The 8,119-nt window shown below is 63.0% G+C and carries 7 protein-coding genes; 3 read left to right on the forward strand and 4 right to left on the reverse strand.

Features of this window, described 5'->3' with window-relative positions; translation table 11 throughout:
* Window positions 1-149: 149 nt before the first annotated feature.
* Genes folB through JOZ76_RS15620 form a run of 3 tightly spaced genes read right to left on the reverse strand, consistent with a single transcriptional unit; the run spans window position 150 to window position 1,839 of the window.
* The gene (gene folB, locus JOZ76_RS15610; RefSeq protein WP_291699513.1) at window positions 150-518 is read right to left on the reverse strand and encodes a dihydroneopterin aldolase; all 369 of its coding nucleotides are present in this window, start codon (window positions 516-518) and stop codon (window positions 150-152) included.
* Window positions 515-1,372, reverse strand: coding sequence for a dihydropteroate synthase (gene folP / locus JOZ76_RS15615; RefSeq protein ID WP_291699514.1), 858 nt, complete (start codon window positions 1,370-1,372; stop codon window positions 515-517). The genes folB and folP overlap by 4 nt, the downstream gene beginning before the upstream one ends.
* A gap of 59 nt (window positions 1,373-1,431) precedes the next feature.
* Entirely contained in the window at window positions 1,432-1,839 is a 408-nt protein-coding gene (locus JOZ76_RS15620) for a DUF4332 domain-containing protein (protein WP_291699519.1), read from the reverse strand.
* A 664-nt stretch (window positions 1,840-2,503) separates the two neighbouring features.
* Here JOZ76_RS15620 and JOZ76_RS15625 point away from each other — a divergent pair.
* Genes JOZ76_RS15625 through JOZ76_RS15635 form a run of 3 tightly spaced genes read left to right on the forward strand, consistent with a single transcriptional unit; the run spans window position 2,504 to window position 6,924 of the window.
* A complete protein-coding gene (locus JOZ76_RS15625) occupies window positions 2,504-4,108 on the forward strand; it encodes a helicase HerA-like domain-containing protein (protein ID WP_291699515.1) in 1,605 nt (534 codons plus the stop codon).
* A gap of 38 nt (window positions 4,109-4,146) precedes the next feature.
* The gene (locus tag JOZ76_RS15630; protein ID WP_291699516.1) at window positions 4,147-5,496 is read left to right on the forward strand and encodes a glycosyltransferase family 87 protein; all 1,350 of its coding nucleotides are present in this window, start codon (window positions 4,147-4,149) and stop codon (window positions 5,494-5,496) included.
* A gap of 6 nt (window positions 5,497-5,502) precedes the next feature.
* The gene (locus JOZ76_RS15635; protein WP_291699517.1) at window positions 5,503-6,924 is read left to right on the forward strand and encodes a M20/M25/M40 family metallo-hydrolase; all 1,422 of its coding nucleotides are present in this window, start codon (window positions 5,503-5,505) and stop codon (window positions 6,922-6,924) included.
* Between the two features lie 17 nt (window positions 6,925-6,941).
* Here the strand turns inward: JOZ76_RS15635 and JOZ76_RS15640 are convergent.
* A partial coding sequence (locus JOZ76_RS15640) for a Tad domain-containing protein (protein WP_291699518.1) occupies window positions 6,942-8,119 on the reverse strand: 1,178 nt, incomplete at its 5' end.

Here is an 8,119-nt window from a genome sequence, read left to right on the forward strand (position 1 = left end):
GTCTGATATTCGCTTGGCTATTTCTGCGAGCTCGGTGAGCGAATATCAGACACAAGCCGCACGCGAATCTTGAATTGGCTAGTGTCCCTTGGTTCTGACGTTCGTAAACGAATTCGCCGCAACGTGAAACGAACGTCGGAACCGGGACACTAGCCATGCCGCGAGCGGGTCAGCACCACGCCGACGTCGTCGAAGATCGCGGCAATCGGCGCGTGCGGCTTGTGCACGGTGACCTTGACCGCGCGGATGCGCGGAAACACGGAGAGCACGGCATCGGCGACAGCGCCGGCGGCGCGTTCGAGCAGCCGGTAATTGGTGTCCTTGAACGCCTCCGTCGCTGTGGCGACGACATTGGAATAGGACACGGTATCGGCCAGCTTGTCGCTGCGCGAGGATTCCTGCAGGTCCGCATATAATTCGAGATCGATCACAAAGCGCTGCCCGACCTCGGTCTCATGCTCCATCACGCCATGGCGGGCATGGATCACGAGGCCCTTGATGAAGATCGCGTCCGTCATCGCTTGTCTTCGATCGCATTGGCGACCCGTAGCGCCTGTGCGGTTTCCACGACGTCATGGGTCCGAATGATCCGCGCGCCGCGCTGCGTGGCGATCACATGCGCCGCGATCGAGCCGCCAAGCCGCTCCATGGGCTCGGACGGGACAACCGAGCTGATGAAGCGCTTACGCGAGGCGCCGATCAGGATCGGACGTCCAAATGTGCCGAGCTCGTCGAGCCGCGCGAGCACGGTCATGCTCTGCTCCTGCGTCTTGCCGAAGCCGATGCCGGGATCGAGCACGATATGGCCTTCCGGAATGCCGGCTTTCGCCGCGATCTCGAGCGAGCGGGAGAAGAAGGCCGCAACGTCGCTCATGATGTCGAGTTCGGGGTCGACGTGTTCGCGATTATGCATGACGATGACGGCTGCGCGGTGCGCTGCGACGAGTTCGGCCATCGCCTCGTCGCGCTGCAGGCCCCAGACGTCGTTGACAACGGCAACGCCGCATTGCAGCGCGAAGTGTGCGACCGCAGCCTTCATGCTGTCGATCGAGATGGGAACGCCGAGAAAAACCAGATCGGCCAGCACGCCTTGCAGGCGCTCGATTTCCTGCTCGGCGGAGATCGGCTGTGCGCCATACGGCCGGGTCGATTCCGCGCCGAGGTCGATGATGTCGGCGCCCTCGGCGACCATCCGCCGTGCCTGCGCCAGCGCGCGATCGGGCGCGAAAAACATTCCGCCGTCGGAAAACGAGTCCGGCGTCACGTTGAGCACGCCCATGATCGCCGGATAGGGCCGCGACAGCAGCGTTTGCAGGACCGGGTGCAGTGCCGCCGCTGCCGCTGGCTCGGCTATCGAGATAGGTGCGACCATGCGGTCGCTTTGCGCGGTCCGCGCACGGCTGTCAAGCCATCGGTCCAGCGAAGGCCGGTTCAGTAGGTGATTTTGGGCTGCAGCTTGCGCGCCTGTGCGATCAGTTGCTCGACGGATTTTTCGGATGGCAATACGCGCACGAGCTTGCGCTTGGTGTTCACTTCCTTCATGTTCTGCGCCAACCGCGCCGGATTGCGAAGGGCCAGCTCGCGCACCGTGGCAACGCCGGCGGCCCGCACCAGCCCGACCTTGGCCTTGCCCATGCCGGGTATGCGCATGTAATCCGACACATTGGCCCATTCCAGGAGCTGCTGCTCGCTGATTCCGGTCTTGCCGGCCAGCGCCTTGCGTCCCTTCACCGTGCGGGCTGCTTCGAGCAGCGCATCGGTCGTGCGAATGCCAAGTGATTTGAGTTTCGACGCGGCGAAGGCGGTCATGCCCTCGAGCTCAATGATGGAATATGCCATGATCTCAGTATCAGAAAGGTGCTGCAGGCAATCAGAACGTGCGCTAGGCGAGTTGGCCGAAGCCACGGGTCCGCGAAATGATCTCGCCCATCAGATACGCTCCGATCGTGTCGCACCCGAACCCGCAAAGTTCATGCGCAACGCCTGGATTTGCCGATAGCATCACCGGACCGGCTCGGCCGCATCGGGCCGAAAACGGACCTTGAGTTCCTGCCTCAGACGGCAATCGTGGCTAGAGCTCCCGAAATCCCGCCAACCAACGCTCGAACTCAGGTGACAAAATCATCAACGCCGGCTGATCTGCCGGCGGATCAAGACCATCTTCCATGTCGCCCCGCCTTTAACCGGCAGCCCCGCCGGCCGTCTTAGCTTTGCAAATTTATCTTGGGCCGGTGACTGGCGAATTACAAGCGATGACAACTTCGCAGAGGCGATTTGGCTGCGATCATGTGTTGAGTGTTGCATGCGTGCAAGAGCAGGGGCGCGATTCGCGCCATCCGATCGATGCGCGCTGCAATTTGCTGCGCTTCTGGGTGGTGTCGACTGTCGGTCTGTTCGACCCCGGGTTCGACATCGACCTTTGCGAAAGGGGCTTCGGACGGTATCAATCGCTCTGCAACATGCAGTATGATCGCGGCCGATTTGGCTTCTGGAACGGACGGCGATGGTGACATCCGACAATGTGAAAGACGACACGCCAGAGAAGATCCTCGTCGGCAAGGGCGAGCAGCCGGCATGGCTGACGTTGGCTTATGGCAATCGCCACGGGCTGGTCACCGGGGCCACCGGAACCGGCAAGACCGTGTCGCTCCAGGTCATGGCCGAAGGATTTGCGCGCGCAGGCGTTCCGGTTTTCGCCGCCGACATCAAGGGAGACCTGTCCGGCATTTCCGAGCCCGGCGAGGCGAAGGACTTTATTGTCAAACGGGCGGTTGATTTGGGGCTGACCTTCCAGCCCGACCAGTTTTCGACGGTATTTTGGGACGTTTTCGGCGAGCAGGGCCACCCGGTGCGGGCCACCATAACGGAGATGGGGCCCTTGCTGCTGTCGCGCATGCTCGACCTCAACGATGTGCAGGAGGGAGTCCTCAACGTCGCGTTTCGGGTTGCCGACGACAATGGCCTCGCCCTGATCGACATGAAGGACCTGCGGGCGCTGCTCGACGCCATCGTTCCCGATGCGGGCAAGCGGGCTGAGGGCGATGAGGATCCGCTGGCGCCGATCCGCAAGGCGGCGCAGGCATTCGGCAATGTCACCCGTGCAACAGTAGGAACCATTCAGCGGCAGCTCCTGGTGTTGGAGAACCAGGGTGGCACCAGATTTTTCGGCGAGCCGGCGCTGTCGCTGAAGGATTTCATGCACACCGATCGCGACGGGCGCGGCGTGATCAACATCCTCGTCGCCGACAGACTGATGCAGAGCCCGCGGCTCTATGCGACTTTTCTGTTATGGATGCTGTCGGAGCTGTTCGAGGAACTGCCCGAGGTCGGCGACCTGCCAAAACCAAAACTGGTGTTTTTCTTCGACGAGGCCCATCTCTTGTTCACCGATGCGCCGAAGGCGCTTATGGACAAGATCGAGCAGGTGGTCCGGCTGATCCGCTCCAAGGGCGTCGGGGTTTATTTCGTGACGCAGAATCCGATCGACGTGCCCGACCGCGTGCTCGGGCAGCTCGGCAATCGCGTGCAGCACGCGCTGCGCGCTTTCACGCCGCGCGACCAGAAGGCGGTCGCCGCGGCGGCACAGACGTTCCGCCCCAACCCAAAACTCGACACGGCCGCTGTCATCACCGAACTCGGCAAGGGTGAAGCCCTGGTGTCGTTCCTCGAAGGCAACGGCACGCCGGCTGTCGTCGAGCGCATCGTGGTGCGACCGCCATCGGCGCGGATCGGGCCGGTCACGGCGGAGGAACGCAAGGCGATCATGGATGCGAGCCCCTTCAAGGGCAAATACGACACCGCGATTGACGCGGAATCCGCCTACGAGATCTTGCAAAAACGTCTCGCCCGGACGGCGGCGGAAGGCGAGTCAAGCGGCGGGATCGTTGGTGAGATCGGTCACATCGCCGCGACGATTTTCGGCACCAATGTCAAGCGCGGCCGGCTGTCGACCGGTCAGCTGATCGCGCGCAACGTGACGCGCTCGGTAACCGACAAGGTGGTCGGCGGCATGGCCGCCGACCTCGGCAAGTCGGTCGGCGGCTCGATCGGCGGTTCGATCGGCCGCGCGCTGGTGCGCGGCGCGCTCGGTGGATTGCTGCGGCGATGAACGTCCCTTCTTTGTCTCTTGTTGCTTGATCGCCAGTGATGCCAGTCAAATCGAGCCCTTTCAGGTGGCCGTCGCTGCGCGCGCCGGTCGATATTCTCTTCCTGATCTGCTGCATCGTGCTCACGGCCGATGTCCTCGTCCCTGAAATCTGGGGCAACGGAAAAACCAAGGACTATCCGCTCTGGTTCTCGGCCGGGCAGCAGGTGCTGCAGGGCAAGAAGCTCTACCCGAGCGACCCTCGCGCCTATTTCGATTTCATCTATCCGCCGCTGCCGGCGGTGCTGCTCGCCATCCCCGCCTGGTTCGGCAAGATCCCGCTCTATCTGTGCCTGTCATTCTTGAATGCTGCGGCCTGGTGGATCACCGCGCTGCTGTCCCACGCGATGACGGGATCGGGCAAGACGCCGGGGCCGTGGCTGTTCTTCCTCTCGGGCCTCGTCACGATCGAGTTCGTGTTCGACATGTTCGATCTCGGGCAGCCGAACCTGGTGCTGCTCGCGATGATGCTCTACGGCTTCTGGCTCGTGCAGCACGAACGGCCGTGGCTGGCAGGCGGTCTGTTTGCGCTGGCGACCGCGATCAAGGTGTTTCCGCTCGCCGTGCTGCCCTATCTCGCCTGGCGGCGGCAGTGGAAGGTCCTTGCCGGCATGCTGGTCTTTCTCGGCCTTTTCCTGTTCGTCGTGCCCGCGCCCTTCCGCGGCTTCGAACGCAATGTCACGGAGCTGAAGACCTGGTATCAGGGCATGGTGGGGACAAGTTCGGAGAAGGGATTTGGCCAGCGCGACGAGCAGAACTGGTCCTGGGTCAATCAATCCATCATCGCCGTCACCCATCGGCTGACGCGTCCGATCAACTACAACCAGGACAATCCGGCCAAGCCCGCGCGCACCATGAACGTCGTCGACATCTCCTTCAAGGCGGCGAACTGGCTGGTAGTCATCATCTCAGGCGCACTCGGGCTCGGATTCCTGCTGGTGATGCCGCCCGAGCGGCGAAGAACGGCGCGTTCCGACGCCGAGGAGCTCGGCATCCTGTTCTGCCTGATGACTGTGGCATCGCCGCTCGCGCGCCAATACTATTTCATGTGGCTGTTCTTTCCGATGACGGTTCTCGTCCACCGCGCCGCCTATGATGAACGGCCGCCCGTGCGCCTCTGCACCTGGATCGCCCTTGCGGCCGCCGGCCTGTTGATGTGCCTGTCATTCCCGGTCTTTCCGAACGACCTGCAGGCCTTCGGCAACAACCTCGTTGCCACAATCATCATGGGCGCGGCGCTGGCCTGGCACATCCTGCATCCGCCCATGACGGATAAGACTGGCTCCTCGCGGGGGCCGGGGCTACAAGAGCGCGAAATGCAGGGCGAAACCGCCGCCGCAGCTCAGGGATAACGAGACATGCCTCACGCGCAACTTCAGCCGGTTCTCGACCACATCGATGCCGACTTCGACAATTCACTGCAGCGGCTGTTTGCACTGCTGCGGATCAAGTCGATCTCGGCCGATCCGGCCTTCACCGCCGATTGCAAGGCTGCCGCCGATCACCTCGCCAGCGACATCGAAAGCCTCGGTTTCACCGCCGAGGTGCGTCCGACGGCGGGCCACCCGGCCATCGTGGCCAAGGTCAATGACAAGGCGAGTGGCGGCGGCGACGGCAAGGCGCGTCCGCATGTCCTGTTCTACGGTCACTACGATGTGCAGCCGGTCGATCCGCTCAATCTCTGGGATCGTCCGCCGTTCGAGCCGGTGGTGACCGATCATGCCGATGGGCGCAAGATCATCGTCGCGCGCGGCGCCGAGGACGACAAGGGCCAGCTGATGACCTTCGTCGAGGCCTGCCGCGCCTGGAAGTCCGTCACCGGCGCGCTGCCGGTCGACGTCACGATCCTGATCGAGGGCGAGGAAGAAGTCGGATCGAAGAATTTCGTGCCGTTCCTCGAAGCCAACAAGGACGAGCTCAAGGCCGATTTCGCGCTGGTCTGCGACACCGGCATGTGGGATCCCAACACGCCGCAGATCACGACATCGCTGCGTGGGCTCGTCTATGACGAGGTCAAGATCAAGGCCGCCAATCGTGACCTGCATTCCGGCATGTTCGGCGGCGGTGCGCAGAATCCGATCCGGGTGCTGACCCACATCCTCGGCGGCCTGTTCGACGATAACGGCCGCATCACCATTCCCGGCTTCTATGACGGCGTGAAGGACCTGCCGCCGGACATTCTCGCGCAATGGAAGAAGCTCAACCTTTCGCCGGACTCCTTTCTCAAGCCGATCGGGCTGTCGATCCCCGCCGGCGAGAAGGATCGGCTCTTGATCGAGCAGTTGACCTCGCGCCCGACCTGCGACGTCAACGGCATCGTCGGCGGCTATATCGGCGAGGGCTCGAAGACGGTGATTGCTGCGGAGGCCTCGGCGAAAATCTCGTTCCGCCTGGTGGAGGGGCAGGACCCGGCAAAAATCCGCAAAGCCTTCCGCGACTATGTCACGGCGCGTCTGCCCGGCGATTGCAAGGCCGAGTTCACCGACCACTCCGGTGCGCCAGCGATCGCGCTCGACTGGAACATGAAGCCGCTGGCTGCGGCCAAGCGCGCGCTTGACGAGGAGTGGGGCAGGGAGACGGTCTTGATGGGGTCGGGCGCCTCGATCCCGATCGTCGCCGACTTCAAGAAGACGCTTGGCCTCGACTCGCTCCTGGTCGGCTTCGGGCTCGATGACGACAACATCCATTCGCCGAACGAGAAGTACGACCTGAAGAGCTTTCACAAGGGCATCCGCTCCTGGGCGCGCATCCTTGCAGGCCTGGCGGAGCTGCCGCGCTAGCGGGGCGGAGCGCTGCCTCAATTGGTCAGGCGCACCGGCGATGCCTTGGCAAACAGCGTCGTGAATGCGGACTGGATTGTCGCGACGTCCGACGCCTGGATGAAGTTGCTGCTGCCGGCACAGGCCGACAGCGCGATCGGGATGTCGTCGACGCGTGTTGCGCCCCCAAGGCTACCGGGCTGGCCGAGCGTGGCGTTGTAGCCCCAGTCCCATGTCATCGGGTAGTAGGGCGTGTTGATGATCGCGACCGTGACCCCGTTGTTCTTAAAGCTGGTGCAGAAGCTCGTATCGAACACCCGGACCTGAGGTCGTAGCGACTTGTCGGAGGTCCAGGCGCGCGTCGGATCGTTGACGCCGTCGGTTGCGATGATCACCATTTTCTGTGGACTCGACGGCGAGCTCCCGTTGCCTGCGGCGCCGACGGTCGTCACGAAGTCGCCGATCAGGCTGTCAAACGGGGTTGCCGCGGCGGCATCATTGGTCGCGAGGCCGGGTGCCGGAAAATTGTTGGCGACGTTGGCGTAGCTCGCGGACATCGGCGCCATCTGCTTGAGCGATGAGTCGAACGACCAGAGCCCGACCTTGACATAGGTCTTGAAGGCCGAATTGCTGCTCAAATAGTTCATTAGGTTCTGGATGCCCTGGTTGACAACCTGGTATCTGAGCTGGATGCCGTTGTTCAGCGCGTAGCTGTAGGAGTCGGTTCCGTCGGTCGTCTCATGGCACGCCAACGCGCAGCCGGTGCCGTTGTTCATCGCCGTGATGCCGGATTGCGTCGCCGGCAGCAGCATCGACGAGGAGATGTCGATCAGCAGGTAGACGTCGAGGTAAGGCTGCGTCGTGGCATTGGCGGTCGAGTTCACTGACAGGTTCAGTGTCGGATATCCGATGATGCCTGCGAACGCGGTGTTGACGGTGGCGGTGGCCGATCCGGTTCCGGTCAGGGTGCGGCCGTTCATCATGTAATTCGCCGTGAGCTGGCTGGTGACGCTGCTCGCGTTGCCGGCAAAGAAGGCGGCGGCGGCACTGTTGGCCGCCGCGATCGCCGCGGTCTGGCCCGAGCCGGAGTCCAGCACCTGCTTGCCGGCCGTCGAGCCGGCGAGCAGCGCCGAGTCGAGCGCGTCTTGCAACTTGGTGCGCTGCTTGTTGGCGATCGAGTAATCGACCGCGACACCGACGAATCCGAGCACGACGA

It is taken from the genome of Bradyrhizobium sp. (assembly GCF_019244115.1).
Lineage (GTDB): Bacteria > Pseudomonadota > Alphaproteobacteria > Rhizobiales > Xanthobacteraceae > Bradyrhizobium.